The organism is Bacillus sp. FSL L8-0167, from assembly GCF_038630295.1.
Taxonomy (GTDB): domain Bacteria; phylum Bacillota; class Bacilli; order Bacillales; family Bacillaceae; genus Bacillus; species Bacillus safensis.
In genome coordinates this window covers 2,788,319-2,810,426 of record NZ_CP152027.1, presented here as the reverse complement: position 1 = coordinate 2,810,426, position 22,108 = coordinate 2,788,319, and the positions used below count along the sequence as shown (strand labels likewise).

Below are 22,108 nucleotides of genomic sequence, written 5' to 3'. Positions count from 1 at the left end.
CTGCGCGCCGGTGCTCACGAATCTTTTATTCGCTCTGGTACTCGTTCTTCCTAGACTGCAAAGGTTTTCTATCACACTGAAAAAGAAGACAAAGGGCTAAAATCAAGAATCTCTTAGCCCTTTGTCAACAATCTTAAGCACCTGACGCCAAAACGTCAGGTGTTTTTCCATTCGATGCATATAAATTGGGTAATTTGGACTTATTTAGACTTTAATAAGTTAAAAAAGTAAAGAACCTAGTAGTACTTCCGATATATATACTATCTTACTAAAAGGAGTTTTCTTTTTTATGAAATTCATACAGTATTTCAGAAAGCCATCTATTTCAAAAAAGCTCGTATTCTCTTTCTTATTTATTCTTTTATGTCCAATCATTGTATTGGCATTCTCTTCATACCATACGGCAAGCACCTCATTAAATGATCAAATTATGCAAAGTGCAAAGGAAAACGTAGAGCAGCTAGATAAAAATATTACGAAGGTTGTCAAAGTGAAAACAGACGCAGCCGATTTCTTTAGCAAATGGATCACGGAGAAAAAGCTCAAGCAAAAAGGAACGACCGATATTCAAGGACGCTTTGAGCAGTTCATGAGTATGAATGATGACACAGAAGGCATTTTTGTCGCTTCAAGTGACGGCAAAGTGTTTTCAAGATATCCTAATCAAAAAATGCCTGCAGGTTATGTCGCTACTGAGCGGGATTGGTACAAAGACGGCTGGGCGAAAAACGGTGAGCTGTCTGTTTCAGCCCCATATGCAACGGCTTCAACCGGTACACTTGTGGTAACCATTTCTAAAAAACTAGAGGATGGATCAGGCGTCATCGCGATGAACCTAGACATTGCGAATCTAGTTAAAGAGTCCAATAGCATTAACATTGGGAAACAAGGCTATGCCTTTATTGGAAGTCCAGACCGTACATATGTGGCACATCCAACGAAAAAAGCAGGAACAAAATTATCTGGTGAATGGTTAGAAAAAATGTATTCACAAGATAACGGATCTATGAGCTATATGTTTGAAGGAAAAGAAAAGCAAATGGAGTTCACCACAAACAAGGCGACTGGCTGGAAAATTGTCGGGACGATGTTTGTCAGTGAAGTAGAAGAAGCTGCACAGCCAGTCTTTAACATGGCCGCCATCATTTTAGCCGGCGCGCTTATCATTGGCGGGATTCTGATCTTCTTTATCATCCGTTCCATTACAAAACCACTTTCCACTCTTGTCTCTTCTTCGAAGAAGATCAGTCAGGGAGATTTAACAGAAAAAATTGATGTCCGCTCAAAAGATGAAATTGGACAGCTTGGCACAAGCTTTAATGAAATGAGTGAGTCCCTAAGAGATGTCATTCAAGCAGTACAAACATCTGTTGAGAATGTTGCTTCATCATCTGAAGAACTGACGGCAAGCGCAGGTCAAACAACTAAAGCAACCGAACATATCACATCATCTATTGAAACATTCTCAAACGGCAACGAAAATCAAAGCGAAATGGTGGAACAAAGCGCGGTTCATTTAAAACAAATGAATGAAGGACTGAACGAAGTTGCCGAAACGTCTGATGTCATCACAGCGTCATCTGTTCAATCAAAAACAGTCGCAGAAACAGGCGGACAGCTTGTGGAGCAGACTGTTGGCCAAATGAAGACGATTGACCATTCAGTGAAAGAAGCTGAAGGCGTGATCAACGGGCTAGAGCATAAATCAAAAGATATCACAAACATCCTCGGCGTGATTAACGGCATTGCGGATCAAACGAATTTACTTGCACTAAATGCTGCCATTGAAGCAGCACGTGCAGGTGAATCAGGCAGAGGCTTCTCTGTTGTTGCGGAAGAAGTGCGTAAACTAGCGGTTCAATCATCGGATTCAGCAAAAGAGATTGAAAAGCTTGTGAATGAAATCGTTACTGAAATCGAAACATCTCAAAATATGTTCAAAGCAGTGAATGAAGAAGTGAAAAATGGTCTTACTATTACAGATCAAACGAAAGAAAGCTTCTCACAAATAAATGAGCAAACAGCGGAAATCGCAGCAAGAATGAATGAAATGAATACAACGGTGCGCGAGCTGTCGAAAGGATCTGAGCAAATTTCTAAAGCAGTAAATGAAATTGCAGATGTATCAAGAGAGAGTTCAGCAAGCATCCAAGATATCGCAGCATCTGCTGAAGAGCAGCTTGCTTCTATGGAAGAGATTAGTTCTTCATCCACAACTCTTTCCCAAATGGCGGAAGAATTACGTGATTTAATTAAAAAATTCAAGATCAGCGAATAAGGTCAAGTGGTTCTCCTCAAGGGGAACCGCTTTTCTTTTTAAGAGGACATCTCGTACAATAGAGGAAATCGAAAGAAGAGGAGAGATAGTATGCGTTTATCAGATAAGAAGGTCATTGCGTTTGTCAGCGATGATTTTGAAGATTTAGAGCTGTGGTATCCGGTTCTGCGTTTAAGAGAAGAAGGGGCGACTGTCCATCTTGTAGGTGAAAAAGCAAATCATGAGTACATCGGGAAGTATGGTGTGCCGGCGGTATCTGATGCAGATTTTTATTCCATTCAAGCTGATGATTATGATGCTGTGCTAGTCCCTGGCGGATGGGCGCCTGATAAACTGCGCCGTTATCCAGAAGTATTAGACATCGTCCGTACATTTGATGCGAAGGCAAAACCAATCGGTCAGATTTGTCATGCCGGCTGGGTGCTGATATCAGCAGGAATCCTGAAAGGCAGACAAGTGACAAGTACACCAGGTATTAAAGACGATATGACAAATGCTGGTGCGGACTGGTTCGATGAGGCAGTTGTCACAGATGGCCACCTCATCTCCAGCAGACGCCCGCCGGACCTTCCGCCGTATGTGAAAGCATTTGCGGATGTGTTAGCCGCAAAATAAACGACTGACACGAAACAAAGGGCGAACAAAAAAATTTCGCCCTTTGTTCATCATTTCATGCCCTATACATTTTGTCTGTCGGCAGGATACAACACACCCATTTGTCTTCTCGCTTCGTCCATGACGGACATGGTTTGAACAGATAGGGCAAATGTATTGACAGGAGACTGCCCCATTCCCTGCTGAATACACTCAATAAAATGATTGATTTCATAAGACATAGCTGGCTGATCATCTTTGAGAGAGATGTCAGTTTGATGTCCGTCACGGTCGTGTATCGTGATTCGTGAAGGACGGTGGAATTGATCAATCACCATGGTGGCATCCTCGCCTTGAATTTCAGCCGATAAATGAGACGTTGAAATTTTAGAATGAAAAAGAAGTGCTTGATGCCCGTCATACTGTAAAAGGACTGAACCGTTCCCATCCACACCAGAAGAAAGCTTATAGCCTCTTGCGGTGATTTGATTCGGCAGACCAAATAAGTATATGACTGGGTAAACGAGGTACACCCCGATATCCATTAAAGAACCGTTGGATAGCTCAGGCTTAAAGGCATTTGGAAGCTCGCCGCTTCGATAGGCATCGTATCTTGAAGAATATTTACAGTAATGCGCGACCACTTGCCTGATAGGTCCAAGCTGATCAAGATGCTGTTTGATTTGAAGGAAATTAGGCAGAAAGGTCGTTTTCATCGCTTCCATCAAACACACTTGATGTTTTTTCGCTGCGGCAATCATTTCTTCCACTTCTTTTCGATGAGAGGCGAATGGTTTTTCGCATAAAACATGCTTTTGATGCTCCATCATTAACATGGCCTGCTCTTTATGAAGGGCATTTGGACTCGCAATATACACGGCATCAAACGTATCACTTTCCGCCATTTCTTGTAAGTTCGTAAAAACCGTATCAATCCCATATTTTTCGGCAAAGGCCTGTCCTTTTTCAGCGGACCGTGAATAGACGGCTGTACATGTAAAATCAGCTAGTTCTTCACCAGCTTGTAAGAACCGATCTGTAATCCAGTTCGTTCCGATGACAGCAAATCGAATCATGTGATTCCCTCCTTCTGCTTTTCTCTGATTATACATGCTTTGAAAGCGTTTGTATGAAAGAATATTCTTTTTATTGCAAAGCGGATGAAACCTTTATATAGGCTGAAACGTCTTACATAAAGGATATAAATGTACGAAAAGTGGGTAGTTTCTTCCTTCTTCGGGTAATACTCAGGATAGAAGGGAGAGGAGGAAACATGAAGCGCGTCCTGCATATAGGAAGTACATACATCTTTGCGCTTTTATTCATAGCGGCTGGTATTTTTCATGTGATAGAGCCGAGCGGCTTTGCCCGCATGATGCCAGGCTGGCCATTTCCATATGTAATGGTCTATGCGACTGCATGTCTTGAATGGCTGCTGGCCGTGCTGCTGCTTTTGCCAAATGTCAGGATTGCAGCGGCAAAATCCATTGCTGTCTATCTTGTACTCATTTTCCCTGCAAACTTATTTGCTGCTCGTGAGGGAATACCATTTCCAGGTCAAGAAAATACAGAACAAGCCTTGCTATGGATAAGGCTTATTGGACAGCCGATTCTCATTGTATGGGCAATGTCCATTGCAAAATGGGAAAAAAAGCTCAAACAATGACGACCATAATCATGATCAAGTAGTGTACAATTTACTCATAAAATAGCCCGTGTTTGGAGGAACAATATGAATTCTATGCAAATGTGGAGCAGTCGATTTAGAAAATTTTTTCTTGATAACAAGTTTGTTCTCTTTTTACTCGTCCTGTTATTAATTGGATTGAATATCCTAGTTTTCATGAAAACATCATTTATTTTCACACCGCTCATTGTACTCGTCAAAACCATTGCCTTACCGATTATTTTAACGGGAGTCGTGTATTATTTATTAAATCCAATTGTTAACTTGTTAGAGAAAGCAAGAATCAAGCGGATCTATTCCATTTTGCTTTTATATATTGTCATTATTGGGATTATTACAGTGACCATCGTGTCCATTATTCCTTTTTTACAAGCTCAAACCATGAGTCTATTTCATAATCTTCCGAAATACGTCGATACGGTAGAAGATCAAATTAGACAATTAACAGGAAGTAACTTTATTAATCAAGTGCAAAACTCGATGAACTTTAACGTGTCTGAATTGGTAAGTAAAGCATCCAGTCAAGCGACGAAGATTTTGGAAAGCACCTTTACCGGTGTAGGAACATTCTTAGGGGCGCTCACAGAAGTCATCATCTCGATCGTGACTGTGCCGTTTATTCTGTTTTATCTATTAAAAGACGGCAAAAAGCTGCCTGACTATCTATTGAAATTTTTCCCAAGTAAAATGAGGGAACATACACATATCATGCTTCACGAAATGAACCACCGTCTAAGCTCGTATATTCGCGGACAGATCATTGTCAGCTTCTGTATCGGTGTTCTTCTGTTAATCGGTTATATGATCATTGGACTTGACTATGCGCTGCTGCTCGCTATCATTGCAGCATGTACAAGCATAGTGCCTTACCTTGGTCCAACAATTGCGATTACTCCAGCGATTGTGATTGCACTTGTGACGTCACCAGTAATGCTGCTAAAACTCATTATAGTCTGGACAGTGGTTCAGCTCGTTGAAGGGAAATTCATTTCTCCTCAGGTGATGGGGAAAAACCTTCATATTCATCCCATTACGATTATTTTTGTTATATTAACAGCTGGTAAATTGTTCAACGTGGTCGGCATCATTGTCGCTATTCCGACGTATGCCGTTCTGAAGGTCATCACGACTCACTTATTTGATTGGTTCAAAATGCGGTCTAATTTGTATAAAGAAGAAAAGGTTTGATGTCATAATCTTTTTTTGAAAAAAATATAGTATCATAAAGACGAGCTTTCGATGAAGGAAGCTTGTCTTTATGTGGACATAGATGTTTGGCGTGTTCAAAAGATCAGAATTGAAAGGAAAGAAAATCATGAATCTATGGGATTTATTCGTGGCACTGGTTTTAGGAATTGTCGAAGGATTAACAGAGTACGCACCTGTTTCATCTACAGGTCACATGATCATTGTCGATGATCTTTGGTTAAAATCAAAGGAAATTATTACGCCAGAAGCGGCCAACACATTTAAAGTCGTGATTCAGTTAGGCTCAATTTTAGCTGTCATGATCGTGTTTAAAGATCGTATTTTAAACTTATTGGGCTTAAAGAAAAATATCACCGAAGAGCAAAAGCGCAGCGGGCATAAACTGACCATCGCCCAAATTGCAGTTGGACTTGTTCCAGCCGTCATTTTAGGATTTCTATTTGAAGATTATATTGATAAATACTTATTTGACGTCAGAACAGTCGCTGTCGGTTTGATTTTAGGGGCAGTTCTGATGCTTGTCGCTGACTGGATCAATAAACGGAAATCAGAAACAAGCTCTGTCGATAACATGACTTACAGACAGGCGCTTTATATTGGACTGTTTCAATGTTTAGCATTATGGCCAGGATTTTCGCGCTCAGGTTCGACGATCGCAGGCGGGGTTATTCTTGGTTTGAATCACCGTGCTGCGGCAGACTTTACATTTATCATGGCGATGCCGATCATGGCAGGAGCAAGCTTGTTAACCCTTGTGAAAAATGCCGAATATTTAACACCGGATATGCTGCCATTCTTTATCGTCGGCTTTGTGAGTGCGTTTGTTGTGGCTCTCTTTGTTGTTCGATTCTTCCTAAAACTGATCAATAAAATCAAACTGGTGCCTTTTGCGATATACCGAATTATCCTAGGTGTGATTTTATTTATCCTGTTCATGTAATACTGTAAACTACTCTTTTATAAGAGTAGTTTCAGCGTGTAGACAAATCCTCGCATTCTTTGTCAGTCCTGCGCGCTGGTGCTCACGAATGTCAAATTCGCTCCACGCCAGTGCTCGTCCTTCCTAGACTGCAAAGGTTTTCTATCACGCTGAAAAAAAGACAAAGAGCTAAAATAAACATCATTTTAGCCCTTTGTCAACAATCTGAAAAAACTACTCTTTTATAAGAGTAGTTTTTTTGTGATTTCGCCTAATTAAACAGTAAAAATACCCTCTTAATTGGTAGAATAAGAATTTTTTTCATAAATTAGTGTTTAAGAGACAGATGAAGGGGTAGTACATAAACATACCAATTAAAGGAGGAGTTAGAAATAATGAGAAAAACAAGCAAAATGTTTGTTGGTTCTGTCATCGCTACGTCAATGATTGCTGCCCCTCTATCTCTTACGACTTTTGGTCAAACGGCTGAAGCTGCTACAACAACAGGTGTTGATGGAAGTGTCTCAATTGATCCAGTAGCCATTGCCGATAAAATTGAACAAGCAGTAAAATCATCTCAAAATCGTGATGGATTCGTAAAAAATGCGGCATACAGTGCGTTCTATGAAGCAGGTCAAAACTACAACGTAGTTGTCCAAAACTTAAGCCAAGACCACGACTTTAGCGGTCTGAACAATGTTGTTTACTATGATAGTGTTGAATATGACGGGATTACGTTTGGTATTTGGGTATTTGAAGATGGTACGTTTGTCAATAATGGCGACGGTGGATATATTAACTGGACGTTTGTTGGCAGCTTTGACCGAGAAGATGGAAGCGGAACTGTCGATTTTCATAAAAGATTCTAATCTTAAAAGTCTGCCGGTGAATCGGCAGACTTCTTTTATAACGCACATTCTTCTATTTCAAACCCTAAATCCTCAATGATGTGATGATCCGTTTGGACTTGCTGGCCTTTTGTTGTTAAATAATCACCAACAAAAATGGAATTTGCGGCATACAGTGCGAGCGGCTGGAGTGTCCGTAAATTAAACTCTCTGCCTCCGGATACCCGAATTTCCTTTGTTGGGTTGACAAATCTCATCATTGCCAGCACTTTCAATGCTTTGATTGGGTGTGTTCGTTTTTGATGCTCAAGCGGTGTTCCTTCGATGGCATGAAGAAAGTTGACTGGAATTGAATCCGCATCAAGTGCTCTGAGCGCAAAAGCCATTTCAACAATTTGCTGATTGGTTTCACCCATTCCAATAATGACCCCTGAGCAAGGTGACATGCCAGATTGTTTGACCTGCTCAATGGTCGACACGCGGTCATCGTAGGTATGAGTTGTCGTAATGTGAGCATGATGATCATGATGTGTATTGATATTGTGATTATACCGATGAACACCCGCTTCCTTCAGCCGCTTCGTTTTTTCTTCATTTAATAACCCAAGACAGGCACACACCTTCAAAGGCATCGTTTCAGTGATTTCCTTGACTGCTGCTGTGACTTCATCTAATTCCCTATGAGAAGGTGCTCTCCCGCTTGCCACAATACAATAAGTCCCGGCTTTTCTTTTGAGAGCCTCACGCGCACCAGCTACAATGGTCTTTTGATCAAGCATTGTATATCTTTCAACTGGTGCTTTTGAAATCATCGACTGTGAACAATATCCACAGTTCTCAGGGCAATATCCACTTTTCGCGTTAAAAATCATATTTAATTTCACCTTTTTTTGAAAAAAATGATATCGCACTTGATAGGCTGCATGCATAATAGGTAACAATTCTCTATCGTCAGCTTCAAGAATGTCTAGACCCTCTTGCGCCGTGATCGGTTCATTTTTCATCGCCTTCTCCGCTATTGCTTCCCAAGACAAAGACAGCTGCTCTCTCATCATGAATGCCCCCTCAATATGTTAACTTATATTTATTAAAAGTTAACATATTGAGCGGATGTTGGCAATCATGTTTCAGATGAAACCAACTCTAAACACCAAAAGGCGATGACTTCATGTCATCGCCTTTAGATATGTAAAGCTAGATTGCTTATCGAACAGTAATATAGTTAATCACAAGCTCGCCTAGTGAATTATAGTAGGAAACTGTCACAGAACCGCGTTGTACAGCGCGAATCCAAGTAAAGTTTGGAGCTGTTTGATCTAATTGAATCGCATACGTTGCACCCGACACAGAAATTTGGCTTGCTGGAAGAGAGACGGCGATTGAAGAACCTACAGAAAGCGTACGGTTCACCGTAATTACTTTATTCATAATAGGAGCTTTTGCTATGACTGGTTCTTTTGGCTGTGCAGCTGCATGAGCACCTTCAGTTTGAGAGAATGTAAGAGCACCTACAGCAGCTAAAGACAATGTACAGATTTTCATGAATTTTTTCATCGGTAACACTCCTTTTTTTGGTATATACATATATTAATAATAATAGAATTATTTGTCAATTAAAATATGTGAAAAAAAGAGTAATTATGGCGAAAATTGTCACATATTATGTTGGAAAAGACATGATTTTTTATTCATATGCTATTTCTTTTTTAAGGGAAAAAGAGGTATAAAAAAAGCTGGGTTCGTCCCAGCATAAAGCAGATGAAAAGAGATGATCAATTGTCGTCTCGCTTTTTTGGCTGACGACCTTTTTGCTTCTCCTTCTCTCTAATGTAGTTAATAAAATCGATGGTTTGTCTTCGTGCTTCTTCGGAAAAATCTGATGCTGCTTTAAACGCAATTTGCAAATCAGGATCGTCTGCAAGATCGTCATCGGGCCTGCCTTTGTCCTTACCTGTGAGAAGATAATCGGTTGAGACCCCATATAATTCGGCAATTTTCACAATCATTTCACCGTCGGGTTTTCTCAAGCCGTATTCCCAGTTTGCATAAGTGGACATCGCCTTTAATCCGAGTTTTTTAGCAACTGTTGACTTGCTCCATCCATGCTTCTCTCTTAATTCAGTTAGAATCTTCCCAGTCAAATTATCCATCAGAAACACCTTTTTTCATGTTATGAGTAAATTTTATCATGAATTACACGGAAAAGATAAATAAATACACAAAAAGAATAAAAATATGATTGACTTACTCGTTTCGTGTATATTATCATAATGAATATAACTTACACATATTGAGTAAGAGGTGGAAAGATGAAACTTGAAAATTTACGAGAAGAGCGCATATTGCAAGGAAAAACACAAACCTATATGGCGAAAAAATTGGGATATAAGTACACAAGCGGCTATGCGAATATCGAAATGGGCAGAACGAAGCCTAGCTTAGAAACAGCAAAGCATATTGCAGATCTGCTGAATACCGGGGTTCAAGAGCTTTTTTTTGGCCAAAAGTTACACGAAAAGAGTAATTGTTTAAGAGAAGATCGGTTCTTAGAAAAGGGGAGACGAGCAGAATGAATATTGAACATCCAATGGTGACTCAGATAAGTGACTTTGGTTATCCAAAAAGTTATTGGTTATATGACATGAAACGATATGGATACCAAACAGAAATTGAGGACAGCTTGGAGGGAGCTGAAGAAGATGAGACATCAGCTGACGTTTGATGCTAGAAAAGAAGCGCAGCTTTGTTTAGACCAAGCTGGCGGCTGGATCGCCTTTCATCATCAGACACCGATGTTTGTTTTTGCCACATCAGAAGAGAAAGAGACATATATGACCCTCCTAGAAGCTAAGGTTGATGATACAAAAAAGGAGGAATCAGGTCAACGTGAAACGATGGAAGCAAATCATGACATTTTTGAAATGCTTGCTCAAAGCGAGTAAAAACGAACAAGACATCCGCCAGTGGGCAAAGGATGACGGGAGATCATAACATGGTCATCCATTTAATCATTGAACATGAGCATTTGTTAACAAAAGAGACATTGATGAAAAGAATACGATCAGCTGCAAAAGGGCAATGCCCGCAAAAATTAAAAGGCGCACTATCACTTGAAATTCGTTTATTTGATCACATGCCGTTTGACATAGCTGACTGCCAAAAAAAGCGTACATACGCAGAAAAAGGGTTGATACGCCCAGTACACGTCAGCATCTTTCAGCCGAATCTACAGCATATTCAAGAAGCACTTCATTCTATAGCCGATGAAGTCCCTCTGCAGATGGTCGATTTAAGAGTTTCTCAGTTTTATAGTATGTGTCCAAGAGTTGAAATCATTATCAATACGGTAGGTGGTGGCACGAGGCCAACACCAAAAAAGGAGACAAGCAGATGAACGAGCCAAAACAACTATTCATTCAAGAAAACCAAACATTTGTCGGTGAGATGGAAAAAGGAAAAATTCAAGTCATCGTGTTAGATGGGAATGTAGGAACGGCTTATAAAATGGATGTACCTGAACATGGAAAAACCATTATTCAAACGGCAAAAGGTCATTTTGCAAGAGTAGATCACGAGATTGGTTTTAAAATCAGCTAACTGACTGAACACATCAAAGCACAATATGTCCAAGACGGAAAGCCTGCGGACACTGATCAAGACCCTGCTAAAGGGGGCCTGATTGGTGTCCGTTTTTTATTTTCTTAAAAAAGGGAGAGAGCCAATATGCAAGATTTACTCATTGAATATAAAAGAGCTTTAAAGAATGCTAGAAAACAATATGAACCATTTAAAGAAAAAGAAGAACATCAGCTGTCCGTTCAAGACAAGCATGATAAAAAAATGATCGCCAGTATGGTAAGCGATCTGGAATACGTAGTAGAATGGCTTCAAATTGGAAGAGAGCCAGGCGCGCGCAGAGGATTAGACAGACGTTCAGTCTATCAGCGTACCATTCTCGCAAATCCAGAAGTGTTAGAGGCTTTAACACATGAATATACCCTTATTCAAGAGAAAGAAAGAGAAGTCAGTGAGAGAGACAAAAAAAGAATTGATGACGCTTTGTCTGTTTTAACAGATCGAGAAAAGGACGTATTCTTTATGCACACAACACAAGGGTTATCGTTTAGCGAGATTGCGGACATGCTGGATGTCAAAAAAGGAACTGTGCAAAAACATATGGAAAGAGCGCGGACGAAAATGTCCAAAAAAGTACAAGAACGCCTATTCAGAGCTGCTGAATAGGTGTTTTTTCTGTTCAAAAATAAATCAGCTAAAGCTTGTCTTACAGTTGCCACCTATAGTTAGAAAGACCAAACGAATGTTTGCTAGCCCTACACAAATGATTCCTTCAGAGGGAATCATTCGAATTAAAAGGAGGCGGCAGGTGAATGTAAATGAAAGATAAACGGATAGAGGCCAAGCAGGATTATATGAAGGGGATGACGTACCAGCAAATTGCTGATCATTACAATGTCTCGATCCATACCGTCAAATCGTGGAAAAGACGATACGGATGGCAAAGACAAAAAACTTCGTCAAAGCAAGCACACTCGATTTTCAATCAATTTCTTTCAGATGAAACGATTGAAATCATGGAGAAAATGGATGGACGCACATCGCTTGATTTAATCTGGGACCAAATTCAAATTCAATATGCAGCCATTATTCGGGCGCAGCGAATCATGTATGTAGCAGATCAAGAGGACATGATCAAAGAGCTGAAAAAGGCGGCATACATGCCTTCTTCATTAGAAGAAACAGGCGAAGGCATTCAGACAGAACTAGACATGACCTCAGAAGAATACTCGTTTCAATTTTCATGGGATCGGCATGCGACGTTTTTAAATGCACAATCCCGTGCAATGGGTGAACTCAGGCGTTTAATAAAACAGTTTGAAGAGCTCGCACATGCGAAGGATGAACGAAGATTAAGGCTGAGGCAAATTGAACTGACGATCGAAAAAACGAAAAAAGCAGTGCGTGAAGAAAAAGAGGAAGATCTTCAAATCATGATCAAGCGAAAAGAGGAAGACTCATGACGCCATTGATTGAAAAAGAAGTCAATCCTCACTTTGAACACTTTCTATTCGATTGGAATCAAAAGTTTCAATTTTTAGTCGGAGGCTATGGCTCCTCCAAAAGCTATCACATTGCTTTAAAGCTTGTCTTAAAACTGCTGGAAGAAAAGCGGACAGCACTTGTCATTCGAGAGGTGTATGATACGCACCGCGAATCAACCTTTTCTTTATTACAAGAAATCGTTAGCGACCTCGGCATCGACCACGTGGTAAAGTGCCGAAGTTCGCCGCTTGCACTAACGTTTCGAAACGGCAGCAGCATCTTATTTAAAGGACTGGACAAGCCTGAAAAATTGAAATCGATCAACAACATCTCGATCATTTGGATTGAGGAATGTTCAGAGGTTTCTTATGAAGGTTTTAAAGAGCTGCTTGGAAGGCTGAGGCATCCATCCTTACCGCTTTATATGATGTTATCGACGAATCCCGTTGGTCAGGATAATTGGACGTACAGACATTTTTTTCGAGATGAACAGCTGAAGCGATTTGTTTTAGATGACGAAACATTATACAAAAAGCGAACCGTTGTCATCAAGGATACGTATTACCATCACTCCACGGCGGAAGATAACCTATTCCTTCCTAAAAGCTACGTGAAGCAGCTGGATGAGCTGAAAGAGTATGACCCAGATCTCTATCGCATTGCGAGGAAGGGGTATTTCGGCATTAATGGCACAAAGGTTTTTCCTCAATTTGAGGTGAGAAGCCATTCTGATGTATTAGAAGCCATTCAGCAGATTGACAGACCGCTGAAACGAGCTGGCATGGATTTTGGATTTGTTGAATCATACAATGCGCTCATTCGGTTAGCTGTCGATCATGAAAAAAAGTACTTATATATTTATTGGGAATATTACGACCGCGGGAAAACAGATGATGAAACAGCCACTGACCTGCAAGAGTTCATTGAATCACAGGAACTGATTAAAGCTGACGCAGCCGAACCTAAAACCATTCACTATTTTCGGCAGCGCGGCTTTCAAATGGTAGCGGCACATAAGTTCCAAGGCTCACGTTTGCAGTATACAAAAAAAATCAAACGGTTTAAGAAAATTATTTGTTCTGATGCTTGTCCATATACCATCTATGAACTTCAATCACTAACCTATAAGGCAGATAAGGATGGACGTTTAGAGGAAGATGAATTTCAAATTGATCCGCACACTTTATCAGCCATCTGGTATGCGCTGGATGATTATGAAGTGACAGATTTGAAACAGACCGCCTCAGAGCGTGTCCGTCCAAACAGAGAGAGGAGGTCCATACAATGAAACAATTGAAAGCAACCATTATGAAGGCAAACATGTCTGATCATACAAAACAAATGTATGCAGATGAATTTTCCTACGAAAAAGATGATATTGTTCCCCCGCCTTACAATATCAATGAATTAAAAAGCATGGCAGAATATTCAACCATTCTTCAGCAATGTATTGATGCGTATAAGACCAATATTTTAGGCTTTGGTTTTGGTGTAGAATATGCCTTTGACTTTAATGCAGAAGGTGTGAAACCGGCAAAAAAGAAAGCAGCAGAGAAGGAATGGACAAGACTTGAAGAGTTTACGAAATACATGAACTATGATGAGTCTGCTGATGTGGTGCTTGGCTATGTCATCGAAGACCGGGAGAAAACGGGGAATGGTTTTTTAGAGGTTCTCCGAGATGGTCAGGGAAAGCCGGCAGGAATCGAGTATTTAGATGCGCTCCATATCCGTATTTGCAAGCTTAGTGAGCCAGTTGATGTTGAATTCCGGTATACAGAAAACGGCGAATTGAAAACAATGAATCGAAAGAAACGATTTCGTAAATATGTGCAGGTGATCAATGAAAAGAAAGTCTTCTTCAAGGAGTATGGTGATCCGCGCATTTTACATTGTGAAACAGGCAAATACGATGACACCACCCCAGAGCCGCTGCGCGCAACAGAAGTGATTCATTTTAAAATCGGCAGTGGAACGTATGGGATTCCCCGCTGGATTGGCAACATCGTCAATATGTATGGGGCACGCAAGGCAGAAGAGTTGAACTATCTTTATTTTAAACAAGGGCGGCATGTACCTGGTGCCATCATTGTCGAAAATGGAATGCTGTCTGAGTCTTCCTATCAGCAGCTTCAGGATTATATGGACGATATCGAAGGCTCTGATCATGCACATAAATTTCTATTGCTTGAAGTCGAAGGTCTCCCGACGGAAAAAGGGTTAACTGGAGAAGAAGATGTCTCAAATGTCAAAGTGAACTTCAAATCCCTAGCAGAGATCTTGCAAGAAGATGCACTCTTTTTAGAATACGATGAAAAAACAAGAAACAAAATCCGCTCTGCTTTTCGCCTGCCGCCTATTTACACAGGTGAGTCTCAAGACTATAACAAAGCGACAGCCGATACGGCGCGAAAAACAACAGAAGAACAGGTATTTCAGCCTGAACGGCATCTCATCACAGGAAAGCTCAATACCCTTTTCCTGCCGGATCTTGATATTTGGCATGTTCGTTTCCTATTAAATGGTCCTGACTTTAGAGATCCATTAGAGATTGCCAAGGTTCTGACACCGTTTATTCAGGCTGGGGCAGTGTCACCAAACGATTTGCGAGATCTAGCAGGACGTATCCTTGGGAAAACGTTAGAGGAATGGCCGGAGGATCTCTATCACAGACCTTTAGAAAGCCGCATGACATCAGCCGAACAGGAGCCTCAACGAGAGGCGAATCAGCTGAAGAAATAAACCGAAGCGCATGCGCTTTTTTGAAAGGGGGTGAACATATGCCGAGAGAATTAAAAAACGCAAAAATTACGCATGTTTCCTATGTGGACAGAGCCGCAAACAAAAAGAAATTCTTTTTGATGAAGGCAAATAAAAGCCAGCCTGATTTTCAAAAGGAGGTTAGTGTGCTGACAAAGGCAAAAGATGCTCATCGTCTTGTGTATGGTGTCGTGTATGAACCGAATACACCTGATGCACACCAAGACTTTATGTCTGCCAAAGAAATTGAAAGAGCGGCACATGGTTTTATGAAGGATGCCCGCCGCATTGACAAGCAGCATGATTTTCAACATGGTGTGGGCGAGGTTGTTGAATCATACATTGCCCCCGCTGATTTTGAGGTAGGCGGTGAGCTGATTCGAAAAGGATCTTGGGTACTTGTAACAAAGGCTTCCCAAGAGATTTGGGATCAAATCCAGAAAGGCCACATTACAGGGTATTCAATGGCTGGAACGGCGGACATCGTAGCAATAGAAGAACAAGATCAGCTCCTATCTCAAAGCACAAATGAGAGAGGGCTTTTTTCTTTGCTGAAAAATTTCTTTTTGAAAGAGGAAGGTGCAAACATGTCACAACAATTTTGGAGCGTTTTAGACCATCTGCTGGAAGCCTTACAGTCAAGTGATGGTGATGAGGCGGGTGTAAGATCAGCGCTTGAGCAATTGCTGCCAATCGTGCAGGACATTTTGAAGACAGAGGATGTGCTTCAAACGATTGGTGAAAGGCCAGCCTCCGTACAAAAACAAGATGCCGCTCTGACAACGGAGCAAGTACAAGAGCTTGAAAAAGCAAAAATGGCCATTGAAAACGTCTTACAGCAGGCAGAACAGCAGGAAACAGATCAAACAGAGGAAGAACCTGTCCAAAAGGTGCTTGAGCAAGTCGTTGCACCGATTCATCATCAGCTTTCTTCCTTAGAGAAATCAGCCAGCAGAGAAAAAGCAGCGCTTGAGCAAGTGCTTCAGCAGCAGCTTTTGCCTATTTCAGAGCGGATTCACATGCTTGAAAAAGCGCGCGGTATGTCAAAACAAACAATCCACGATACACAAAATGACAGTACAAAGCCCATATGGGATGGCTTACTATAAGCCTAAATAAGGAGGAAACAGTGTGAGAAATCAAGAGTTGATTCGCAAGGCCGAAATGACACTTGCCAGCTTAAAAACCGGCGGTCTCATGAACGCAACCCAATCCAACACATTCATTAGAATGATGCAAAATACACCAACCGTTTTAAATGATGCACGTATTATTCCAATGGAAAGTGATTCACAAAAAATCGAAAAAATCGGCTTTGGCCAGCGTATTTTGCGCCCAGCAGAAGAAGGCAAAGCACTTGATGCGAAAGACCGTGTTGTCCCAGCGACAAGCACTGTCCAGCTAAATGCGAAAGAGGTCATCGCAGAGATTCATATGACCTACGACAGCATTGAAAACAATATTGAGAAAGACGGAATTCAGCAGACGATTATGCAAATGCTAGCTGAACGAGCAGCCGTTGACATTGAAGAGCTCATCGTCAATGGCGATACGACTTCAGCAGATCCATTTTTAGCTCAAATGGATGGCGTGAGAAAACAAGCAGTCTCTCATATCGTAGATGCAAACGGAGCGGAAATCAGCCGCCAAATGTTTAAGCAAGCCTATAAAGCGATGCCGTCAAAATATTTACGTGTACCTCAGGATTTCCGTTTCTACACATCTCCAAGCTTAGAGGTTGAGTGGAAGGATCAAGTAGCAAACCGTCAGACAGGCCTTGGAGATGCGGCCATTCAAGGCGGACTTTCTTCTGCATTTGGTGTGCCGGTCAAAGGTCTTGCCAATATGCAGCCATATGACGAAGCGGGAACAGACGTATCAGATATTTTGCTGACACACCCTAAAAATATTATCGTAGGTTTCTCTCGTAATATTCGAATTGAAGTAGAAAAAGATATTCGCAGCCGTAAATTTATTATTGTCCTCACAGCGAAGCTAGACAGCAAATTTGAGGAAGAGGATGCTGTAGCAAAAGTGATGAAAGTGAAAGAGTAGGTGACGGCAGGTCATGATCATTTCTGCTGAAGAACTGCAAGCCTATTCTGTCTTTGATCGTGTGAAAAATCGATCTGTGGAAAGACTGACAGCAGATATTATCGAAGCAGAAGCTGCGGTATTTCAGATCGTAGGTCACGATTTCTCAAGCGAAAAATATCAGCCCCTCCCTGAAAAAGCAAGAATCGCATTATTAAAAATGGCCCAATATTTTGCCATGCTGAATGATGACGAATCTATGATGAAAGGCTTTACGTCAGAAAAAATGGGCGATTATTCATATGCGAAGGCAGCTGATCAAGTGAAAGGCAGACCCTATGTATATGCCCTGCTTGTAGATTACATTGAACCAACATTGACCGGCGGCAGTGCCAAGTTAAAGGTGAGGTCATTATGAGCTATCAATCTCTATTAACAGATCGCTGTGATCTTTTTCATCTTGAACGGAAGGAGTCCGCCCGCGGGAAATTTGGAATTCCAGCTGATGATTTACAAATAACACTTTCCTATCCCGATGCTCCCAGCCTGACCGATCTAGCTTGTTATGTCATAGAAAAGAACCAGTCACTTGTGCAAGAAGAGCCGAATACAGTCATTTATCAATCCTATCTTGTTCATTTTCCTTTAGGAAGTGATATTCGCTTGCATGACAAAATGGTGTGGAATGGCGTGTCACTCAAATTACAGCAGCCTAAAAAAGTGAAAAATCATCACATCGAAGTGATGGCAGTCAGGAAGGAAAATCTATGAAAATTGATGGACTTGACCGGCTGATTTCACAGCTGCAGACAGCGGGTGATGGCGGCTTAAAGGCAGAATATCAAGATTGGCTGAAGGACATGGGCCTGCAATTTTTAGACATCATTCAGGATGAATTAATCAAGGAGAATGCTGTTGATACAGGCCGGCTTCTTAGATCCTTTACACAAGGCGATAAGGAGAATCATTTTCTCATTTCAAAAGGCGGTCTCACACTTGAAGTGGGAACGCAGCTTGAATATGCCTCCTATGTCAATGATGGACATGCCACTTCTTCAAGTGGAGAGCGAAGATGGGTGCCTGGCAGATGGACTGGCAGCCGCTTTGAATATGATCCGAATGCAAGTACAGGAATGATGCTTGCCTCTCAATGGATTGATGGCAATGGCTACTGGGATCATGCTGTCATGCTCTATGAGCAAATGTTTGAACAGTCGCTGGATCGAAAGCTGCAAAGCTGGTTCGATCGACATTTTGGGAGGTGATGGAATGAATCAAGAAGTCGGGGCAATCATGCATTATATCTACACACACTTTCCTGTGACAATGTATGATCGTCTTTTGCCAGAACGCTTTCAAGTGCCATCCGTTTATGTGCCGCCTGTGACAGTGATCAGCGGTCCAGATACGGTCTCTACCTTTATGAAATCTTATTCGCTGCAAGTGAAAGTCTTTCATATTGATACAGAAAAAGCACATGATGCGGCAGAATCAATCGTTGATGCATTGCTTGCTGATCGTCAAATCATTCAGATGATGAGTGAAGACGGAGAGGTGCTTGATGATTATGTCCGCATAAAAAGAGTGGAAACAAGAAAGATAGATCAAGGCGTAGCAGCGATTGTCCTGACGTGGGATAGCAGCTATTGGTACAACCGTGATAAACAGGAAAGCCTTGAAGATATCAACTTTTCAGATGGGGTGATCAAACGTGAGCAAGACTAAACATGCTCAGCCCGCTCAAACAGCCGGCGAAGAAAAAGAATTTGGCTTTTCATTTGAAGCCTTAAAGGAGCACAGTAAGGATCTTTTTGGGGTCAAACCAGAAATCCTTGAAGGGGCTCTTTTTTATATCAAACATCAACCAATTACAAAAACAGAAGCGAAAAAGCACATTGATGCTTTTTTGTCCAAGGAGGTTTAAAGGATGAACGGAGGCACTTTTACACCAGGTACAGAGAAAAAGCGTCCTGGTATTTACTTTAATTTTAAAACAACAGCAGAGCAGCGAATTACTTTAGGCGATCGAGGTACAGTGGCACTTCCCCTTGTGATGAGCTGGGGAGAACCCAAAACCTTTATTTCCGTTTCAAATATGGAAGATTTAAATAAAAAGGTTGGACTCAACATTGATGATAAGTCACTTCTTCTTTTCCGTGAAGCAAAGAAAAAAGCCCAAACGGTCTTGCTTTACCGCCTAAATGAAGGAGAGCCGGCCAAAGCCGAAATTGCTGAAAATTTTGTCGTCACAGCAAATTATGGCGGCCTAAAAGGAAATGAGATCACAGTACAAGTCGCAGAAAATGTACTTGATAGCACAAAACGCGATGTGATCACTTATCTTGGAACAGATATTGTGGATAAACAGGTCGTCACTGATGTCAAAGACCTTGTGAAAAACAAATACGTTCAATTTTCTGGTGAAGGTGAAGCCGTCATCACAGCAGGTGTGGCACTAAGCGGCGGGAAAAACGGCGTGGCAAGTGTCGCAGATTATACAGCTTTCCTAGAAGCAGCAGAAACAGAATACTTCGATGTCATTGCCCTTCCAGTCGATAATAGTGAGCAATTAAAAGCAACCTTCGCTTCATTTATCGAGCGTCTACGTGATAAGCAAGGACGTAAGGTGCAAGGGGTTGTGGCGAATTATGCAGCGGACCAAGAAGGAATCATCAATGTGACAAGCGGCGTTGTCCTCGAAGATGGAACAGAACTAACACCTGCCCAAACAACAGCATGGGTCGCAGGTGCAAGTGCCGGAGCAAATTTCAATCAGTCATTGACCTTTGTTGAATACGAAGGAGCAGTCGATACATTAGAACGCCTTGACAATGATCAAGTAGAATACCGATTATCACAAGGGGAGTTCCTTTTCACCTTTGATGCGAGAGATCGTACCGTGAGTGTTGAAAAAGATATTAACTCCTTGACTAGCTTTACAGCTGAAAAGAACCAGCAATTGGCGAAAAATAAAATCATTCGTGTGCTTGATGCGATCAACAATGATTTAACATTCGAATTAAAAAATCTGATTAAATTACGTAAAGCCAATGGCAATGACATTCCAGCATCAGATGATGGTGTGCAGCTTGTGAAAACACTGATTACTCAGTATCTTACACAGCTTCAAGATGGCAGCGGCATTACAGGCTTTAATTCAGAAACAGATATCGTGATCGGTCTCAATGAAGATCGTGATGGATTTATCATCGATTTAGCGGTTCAGCCAGTAGATGCAGCAGAAAAATTCTATTTCAATGTGGAGGTGAAGTAAGATGGCTTTTAAAGCGCAAAATACAATTTCAGGTAAAGAAGGTCGTCTTTTCTTAGAAGGTGAGGAGCTTGCATTTATCAAAACCTTCGAAGCAAACGTGGAGAAAAACAAATCAGAAGTCAACGTCATGGGCCGCCGAATGACTGGACATAAAACAACGGGAGCAAACGGAACAGGAACGGCAACATTCTATAAAGTTACGTCCCGTTTCGTTCAATTAATGCTCAATTATGTGAAAAAAGGAGAAGATCCATATTTCACTCTTCAAGCTGTCATTGACGATAAATCATCAGGCCGTGGCACTGAGCGTGTGACATTATTTGATGTCAACTTTGATTCTGCTAAAATCGCTGGATTGGATGTTGATTCAGAGGCGCTTGAAGAAGAAGTTCCTTTCACATTCGAGGACTTTGATCTGCCTGAAAAGCTGAAGAATACATTCTAAGAAAAGTGGAGGAAATTAGCTAATTAATTAGCAAAATAATAACTGAATATGCTATAATGCAGTTGTAATACAACCGTCTTGAAGCCGTCTTCATTTCGTCTGGTGACGTCTTGTATTCGATTCATTAAAATATGTTTACATGCAAAGCGATTTGCATAAAATAAAAAGAAGCCAGGATGCTCTAACATCCCGGCAATGTACAATGAGGCCCTTCAAGGGGCTGGCTTTTCGAATAGGTTCTTTAGGTAGACTTCCCTTTAACCTTCCACAGCTCAAGGGGAGTCTATTTTTTGTCTATATACGTCAACAAAGTAAAGATAAACATCCCGAATAAAAGCATAAGGGAAATCGCTTCAAATGTTGACATATGCATCACCCCCTTCCTATCGGGGATGAGCCAGACGCCCTTGAGCAAGCCGTTCAATTGTACAATTTAAATTATACATGAAAAGATTGGAAAGCACATTCAAAAAATGGATGTGCTTTTTTGCATTCAAAAAAACATAACAAAGGGAGTTTTTAAACATGAGTGAAAAACAAACATTTGATCTTTCATTTTTTATGCCAGGACAAACAGTAGAAGCGGAAGAAGTCAAAGTACCGATTTCTAAGCGTTTTGTTGATAAAAAAGGGAATGTCATTCCTTTTGTCTTTAAAGCCATTACAACTGAACGTATTGATGAATTGGAAAAAGAAAACACAGCCTTCAAAAATGTCAAAGGCAGAGGACGTGTGAAAGACTTAGACAGCCAGCGCTTCTACGCACGTATTGCGATTGAATCGACGATTTACCCAGATTTCCGCTCAAAGGAATTAAGAGAAGCCTACAGCACACAAGATCCAGTTGAAGTAGCAAAACGGGTCCTGTCAGTCGGCGGTGAATATGCGAACTGGTTAAACAAAGCGATCGAAATCAACGGATTCGAAGATGAAATTGAAGATTTAGAAGAAGCAGCAAAAAACTAATAAAAGATGGGGATAAAGAAGCGGTGTTTTTAT

Annotated in this window: 29 protein-coding genes; 25 read left to right on the top strand and 4 right to left on the bottom strand. The window is 41.1% G+C overall.

What is annotated here, in order from left to right:
- The first annotated feature begins 289 nt into the window (after positions 1 to 289).
- Together MHB66_RS14630 and MHB66_RS14625 are read left to right on the top strand one after the other, a co-directional pair.
- A complete protein-coding gene (locus tag MHB66_RS14630; protein WP_046313385.1) occupies positions 290 to 2,278 on the top strand; it encodes a methyl-accepting chemotaxis protein in 1,989 nt (662 codons plus the stop codon).
- 90 nt (positions 2,279 to 2,368) lie between these two features.
- On the top strand, positions 2,369 to 2,893 hold the full coding sequence (locus MHB66_RS14625) for a type 1 glutamine amidotransferase domain-containing protein (RefSeq protein WP_024423278.1): 525 nt from the start codon (positions 2,369 to 2,371) through the stop codon (positions 2,891 to 2,893).
- A gap of 62 nt (positions 2,894 to 2,955) precedes the next feature.
- Here the strand turns inward: MHB66_RS14625 and MHB66_RS14620 are convergent, their stop codons facing one another.
- A complete protein-coding gene (locus tag MHB66_RS14620; protein WP_046313387.1) occupies positions 2,956 to 3,948 on the bottom strand; it encodes a Gfo/Idh/MocA family oxidoreductase in 993 nt (330 codons plus the stop codon).
- Between the two features lie 197 nt (positions 3,949 to 4,145).
- On the opposite strand from MHB66_RS14620, the gene MHB66_RS14615 reads away from it, so the two are divergent.
- The 4 genes from MHB66_RS14615 to MHB66_RS14600 all read left to right on the top strand — a co-directional run bounded on the left by MHB66_RS14615 (position 4,146) and on the right by MHB66_RS14600 (position 7,556).
- Complete coding sequence (locus tag MHB66_RS14615) at positions 4,146 to 4,538, top strand: DoxX family protein (RefSeq protein ID WP_034282508.1); 393 nt, start codon at positions 4,146 to 4,148, stop codon at positions 4,536 to 4,538.
- A 66-nt stretch (positions 4,539 to 4,604) separates the two neighbouring features.
- Complete coding sequence (locus MHB66_RS14610) at positions 4,605 to 5,747, top strand: AI-2E family transporter (RefSeq protein WP_024423275.1); 1,143 nt, start codon at positions 4,605 to 4,607, stop codon at positions 5,745 to 5,747.
- Positions 5,748 to 5,874: 127 nt separating this feature from the next.
- The gene (locus MHB66_RS14605) at positions 5,875 to 6,708 is read left to right on the top strand and encodes an undecaprenyl-diphosphate phosphatase (RefSeq protein WP_046313507.1); all 834 of its coding nucleotides are present in this window, start codon (positions 5,875 to 5,877) and stop codon (positions 6,706 to 6,708) included.
- 374 nt (positions 6,709 to 7,082) lie between these two features.
- Positions 7,083 to 7,556, top strand: coding sequence for a hypothetical protein (locus MHB66_RS14600; protein WP_024423274.1), 474 nt, complete (start codon positions 7,083 to 7,085; stop codon positions 7,554 to 7,556).
- Positions 7,557 to 7,591: 35 nt separating this feature from the next.
- Here the strand turns inward: MHB66_RS14600 and bioB are convergent, their stop codons facing one another.
- The 3 genes from bioB to MHB66_RS14585 all read right to left on the bottom strand — a co-directional run bounded on the left by bioB (position 7,592) and on the right by MHB66_RS14585 (position 9,685).
- Positions 7,592 to 8,587, bottom strand: coding sequence for a biotin synthase BioB (bioB, locus tag MHB66_RS14595; protein ID WP_046313389.1), 996 nt, complete (start codon positions 8,585 to 8,587; stop codon positions 7,592 to 7,594).
- A 151-nt stretch (positions 8,588 to 8,738) separates the two neighbouring features.
- The gene (locus tag MHB66_RS14590; RefSeq protein ID WP_024425911.1) at positions 8,739 to 9,089 is read right to left on the bottom strand and encodes a hypothetical protein; all 351 of its coding nucleotides are present in this window, start codon (positions 9,087 to 9,089) and stop codon (positions 8,739 to 8,741) included.
- A gap of 218 nt (positions 9,090 to 9,307) precedes the next feature.
- Positions 9,308 to 9,685 (bottom strand): helix-turn-helix transcriptional regulator, encoded by a 378-nt coding sequence (locus tag MHB66_RS14585; protein WP_024425910.1) that lies wholly within the window; start codon positions 9,683 to 9,685, stop codon positions 9,308 to 9,310.
- Between the two features lie 159 nt (positions 9,686 to 9,844).
- Between MHB66_RS14585 and MHB66_RS14580 the strand changes: the two genes are divergently transcribed.
- The 19 genes from MHB66_RS14580 to MHB66_RS14490 all read left to right on the top strand — a co-directional run bounded on the left by MHB66_RS14580 (position 9,845) and on the right by MHB66_RS14490 (position 22,075).
- Positions 9,845 to 10,108: a helix-turn-helix transcriptional regulator gene (locus tag MHB66_RS14580; protein WP_034282502.1), complete on the top strand. Its 264-nt coding sequence runs from the start codon at positions 9,845 to 9,847 to the stop codon at positions 10,106 to 10,108.
- Positions 10,105 to 10,257: a hypothetical protein gene (locus MHB66_RS14575; RefSeq protein ID WP_169737554.1), complete on the top strand. Its 153-nt coding sequence runs from the start codon at positions 10,105 to 10,107 to the stop codon at positions 10,255 to 10,257. The genes MHB66_RS14580 and MHB66_RS14575 overlap by 4 nt, the downstream gene beginning before the upstream one ends.
- Positions 10,235 to 10,477, top strand: coding sequence for a hypothetical protein (locus MHB66_RS14570; protein WP_080701215.1), 243 nt, complete (start codon positions 10,235 to 10,237; stop codon positions 10,475 to 10,477). Before MHB66_RS14575 ends, MHB66_RS14570 begins: the two co-directional genes overlap by 23 nt.
- Positions 10,478 to 10,527: 50 nt before the next feature.
- Positions 10,528 to 10,929: a hypothetical protein gene (locus tag MHB66_RS14565; RefSeq protein WP_034282500.1), complete on the top strand. Its 402-nt coding sequence runs from the start codon at positions 10,528 to 10,530 to the stop codon at positions 10,927 to 10,929.
- Positions 10,926 to 11,132, top strand: a complete 207-nt coding sequence (locus tag MHB66_RS14560) for an XtrA/YqaO family protein (protein ID WP_024423268.1) — start codon at positions 10,926 to 10,928, stop codon at positions 11,130 to 11,132. The genes MHB66_RS14565 and MHB66_RS14560 overlap by 4 nt, the downstream gene beginning before the upstream one ends.
- A gap of 126 nt (positions 11,133 to 11,258) precedes the next feature.
- Positions 11,259 to 11,777, top strand: a complete 519-nt coding sequence (locus tag MHB66_RS14555) for a sigma-70 family RNA polymerase sigma factor (RefSeq protein ID WP_046313392.1) — start codon at positions 11,259 to 11,261, stop codon at positions 11,775 to 11,777.
- 152 nt (positions 11,778 to 11,929) lie between these two features.
- Positions 11,930 to 12,574, top strand: coding sequence for a phage terminase small subunit (gene terS / locus MHB66_RS14550; protein WP_046313395.1), 645 nt, complete (start codon positions 11,930 to 11,932; stop codon positions 12,572 to 12,574).
- Between the two features lie 8 nt (positions 12,575 to 12,582).
- Positions 12,583 to 13,884, top strand: a complete 1,302-nt coding sequence (locus tag MHB66_RS14545) for a PBSX family phage terminase large subunit (protein WP_162176180.1) — start codon at positions 12,583 to 12,585, stop codon at positions 13,882 to 13,884.
- Complete coding sequence (locus tag MHB66_RS14540) at positions 13,881 to 15,338, top strand: phage portal protein (RefSeq protein WP_024425905.1); 1,458 nt, start codon at positions 13,881 to 13,883, stop codon at positions 15,336 to 15,338. The genes MHB66_RS14545 and MHB66_RS14540 overlap by 4 nt, the downstream gene beginning before the upstream one ends.
- A gap of 38 nt (positions 15,339 to 15,376) precedes the next feature.
- A complete protein-coding gene (locus MHB66_RS14535) occupies positions 15,377 to 16,465 on the top strand; it encodes an XkdF-like putative serine protease domain-containing protein (RefSeq protein WP_046313398.1) in 1,089 nt (362 codons plus the stop codon).
- Between the two features lie 22 nt (positions 16,466 to 16,487).
- Positions 16,488 to 17,411: a phage major capsid protein gene (locus tag MHB66_RS14530; protein WP_024425904.1), complete on the top strand. Its 924-nt coding sequence runs from the start codon at positions 16,488 to 16,490 to the stop codon at positions 17,409 to 17,411.
- Positions 17,412 to 17,424: 13 nt separating this feature from the next.
- Entirely contained in the window at positions 17,425 to 17,808 is a 384-nt protein-coding gene (locus MHB66_RS14525) for a DUF3199 family protein (RefSeq protein WP_024423261.1), read from the top strand.
- Entirely contained in the window at positions 17,805 to 18,161 is a 357-nt protein-coding gene (locus MHB66_RS14520; RefSeq protein WP_046313400.1) for a YqbH/XkdH family protein, read from the top strand. The genes MHB66_RS14525 and MHB66_RS14520 overlap by 4 nt, the downstream gene beginning before the upstream one ends.
- Complete coding sequence (locus tag MHB66_RS14515; RefSeq protein WP_046313401.1) at positions 18,158 to 18,655, top strand: HK97 gp10 family phage protein; 498 nt, start codon at positions 18,158 to 18,160, stop codon at positions 18,653 to 18,655. Before MHB66_RS14520 ends, MHB66_RS14515 begins: the two co-directional genes overlap by 4 nt.
- 4 nt (positions 18,656 to 18,659) lie before the next feature.
- Positions 18,660 to 19,115, top strand: coding sequence for a hypothetical protein (locus tag MHB66_RS14510; RefSeq protein ID WP_046313403.1), 456 nt, complete (start codon positions 18,660 to 18,662; stop codon positions 19,113 to 19,115).
- Entirely contained in the window at positions 19,102 to 19,314 is a 213-nt protein-coding gene (locus MHB66_RS14505) for a hypothetical protein (RefSeq protein WP_034282476.1), read from the top strand. The genes MHB66_RS14510 and MHB66_RS14505 overlap by 14 nt, the downstream gene beginning before the upstream one ends.
- Before the next feature lie 3 nt (positions 19,315 to 19,317).
- On the top strand, positions 19,318 to 20,664 hold the full coding sequence (locus MHB66_RS14500; protein ID WP_034282473.1) for a phage tail sheath family protein: 1,347 nt from the start codon (positions 19,318 to 19,320) through the stop codon (positions 20,662 to 20,664).
- A gap of 1 nt (position 20,665) precedes the next feature.
- Positions 20,666 to 21,109, top strand: coding sequence for a phage tail tube protein (locus MHB66_RS14495; protein WP_024423257.1), 444 nt, complete (start codon positions 20,666 to 20,668; stop codon positions 21,107 to 21,109).
- Positions 21,110 to 21,634: 525 nt separating this feature from the next.
- Positions 21,635 to 22,075 carry a phage portal protein gene (locus MHB66_RS14490; RefSeq protein ID WP_046313405.1) on the top strand — a complete coding sequence of 147 codons (441 nt, stop codon included), beginning with the start codon at positions 21,635 to 21,637 and terminating at the stop codon, positions 22,073 to 22,075.
- The last annotated feature ends 33 nt before the right edge of the window (positions 22,076 to 22,108 follow it).

Coding starts and splice junctions, on each gene's coding strand:
- MHB66_RS14630 (WP_046313385.1), top strand. CDS start 290: ATGAAATTCATACAGTATTTCAGAAAGCCATCTATTTCAAAAAAGCTC.
- MHB66_RS14625 (WP_024423278.1), top strand. CDS start 2,369: ATGCGTTTATCAGATAAGAAGGTCATTGCGTTTGTCAGCGATGATTTT.
- MHB66_RS14620 (WP_046313387.1), bottom strand. CDS start 3,948: ATGATTCGATTTGCTGTCATCGGAACGAACTGGATTACAGATCGGTTC.
- MHB66_RS14615 (WP_034282508.1), top strand. CDS start 4,146: ATGAAGCGCGTCCTGCATATAGGAAGTACATACATCTTTGCGCTTTTA.
- MHB66_RS14610 (WP_024423275.1), top strand. CDS start 4,605: ATGAATTCTATGCAAATGTGGAGCAGTCGATTTAGAAAATTTTTTCTT.
- MHB66_RS14605 (WP_046313507.1), top strand. CDS start 5,875: ATGAATCTATGGGATTTATTCGTGGCACTGGTTTTAGGAATTGTCGAA.
- MHB66_RS14600 (WP_024423274.1), top strand. CDS start 7,083: ATGAGAAAAACAAGCAAAATGTTTGTTGGTTCTGTCATCGCTACGTCA.
- bioB (WP_046313389.1), bottom strand. CDS start 8,587: ATGAGAGAGCAGCTGTCTTTGTCTTGGGAAGCAATAGCGGAGAAGGCG.
- MHB66_RS14590 (WP_024425911.1), bottom strand. CDS start 9,089: ATGAAAAAATTCATGAAAATCTGTACATTGTCTTTAGCTGCTGTAGGT.
- MHB66_RS14585 (WP_024425910.1), bottom strand. CDS start 9,685: ATGGATAATTTGACTGGGAAGATTCTAACTGAATTAAGAGAGAAGCAT.
- MHB66_RS14580 (WP_034282502.1), top strand. CDS start 9,845: ATGAAACTTGAAAATTTACGAGAAGAGCGCATATTGCAAGGAAAAACA.
- MHB66_RS14575 (WP_169737554.1), top strand. CDS start 10,105: ATGAATATTGAACATCCAATGGTGACTCAGATAAGTGACTTTGGTTAT.
- MHB66_RS14570 (WP_080701215.1), top strand. CDS start 10,235: ATGAGACATCAGCTGACGTTTGATGCTAGAAAAGAAGCGCAGCTTTGT.
- MHB66_RS14565 (WP_034282500.1), top strand. CDS start 10,528: ATGGTCATCCATTTAATCATTGAACATGAGCATTTGTTAACAAAAGAG.
- MHB66_RS14560 (WP_024423268.1), top strand. CDS start 10,926: ATGAACGAGCCAAAACAACTATTCATTCAAGAAAACCAAACATTTGTC.
- MHB66_RS14555 (WP_046313392.1), top strand. CDS start 11,259: ATGCAAGATTTACTCATTGAATATAAAAGAGCTTTAAAGAATGCTAGA.
- terS (WP_046313395.1), top strand. CDS start 11,930: ATGAAAGATAAACGGATAGAGGCCAAGCAGGATTATATGAAGGGGATG.
- MHB66_RS14540 (WP_024425905.1), top strand. CDS start 13,881: ATGAAACAATTGAAAGCAACCATTATGAAGGCAAACATGTCTGATCAT.
- MHB66_RS14535 (WP_046313398.1), top strand. CDS start 15,377: ATGCCGAGAGAATTAAAAAACGCAAAAATTACGCATGTTTCCTATGTG.
- MHB66_RS14525 (WP_024423261.1), top strand. CDS start 17,425: ATGATCATTTCTGCTGAAGAACTGCAAGCCTATTCTGTCTTTGATCGT.
- MHB66_RS14520 (WP_046313400.1), top strand. CDS start 17,805: ATGAGCTATCAATCTCTATTAACAGATCGCTGTGATCTTTTTCATCTT.
- MHB66_RS14515 (WP_046313401.1), top strand. CDS start 18,158: ATGAAAATTGATGGACTTGACCGGCTGATTTCACAGCTGCAGACAGCG.
- MHB66_RS14510 (WP_046313403.1), top strand. CDS start 18,660: ATGAATCAAGAAGTCGGGGCAATCATGCATTATATCTACACACACTTT.
- MHB66_RS14500 (WP_034282473.1), top strand. CDS start 19,318: ATGAACGGAGGCACTTTTACACCAGGTACAGAGAAAAAGCGTCCTGGT.
- MHB66_RS14495 (WP_024423257.1), top strand. CDS start 20,666: ATGGCTTTTAAAGCGCAAAATACAATTTCAGGTAAAGAAGGTCGTCTT.
- MHB66_RS14490 (WP_046313405.1), top strand. CDS start 21,635: ATGAGTGAAAAACAAACATTTGATCTTTCATTTTTTATGCCAGGACAA.